The sequence below is a fragment of the Zoogloea sp. LCSB751 genome, from assembly GCF_002028455.1.
GTDB lineage: Bacteria > Pseudomonadota > Gammaproteobacteria > Burkholderiales > Rhodocyclaceae > Zoogloea.
On the sequence record NZ_MWUM01000591.1, the window covers coordinates 1 to 238 of the forward strand.

Below are 238 nucleotides of genomic sequence, written 5' to 3' on the forward strand. Positions count from 1 at the left end.
GGCGATGACCCTGGCGGACAGCACGTTCTCCAGCCCCATGGCGCCCTGGGTCTCCACCTTGATCTTCAGTCCCAGCTTGTCGGCGGCGGTTTGCAGCGCCTCGGCGGCCATGTAGGTGTGGGCGATGCCGGTGGGGCAGGCGGTGACGGCGAGGATCTTCATGGGTTCTCGAGGCAAGTGGGGATGGGGCCACAAGATAGCGCCAAGCGTTGGGGTTTGCCAAAGGTGCGGGGTGAAA

Annotated in this window: 1 protein-coding gene; it reads right to left on the minus strand. The window is 65.1% G+C overall.

Annotation, left to right across the window (positions count from 1 at the left end):
- A partial coding sequence (locus B4920_RS27835; RefSeq protein ID WP_216820140.1) for a PTS fructose transporter subunit IIB occupies window positions 1-162 on the minus strand: 162 nt, incomplete at its 3' end.
- Window positions 163-238: the final 76 nt, after the last annotated feature.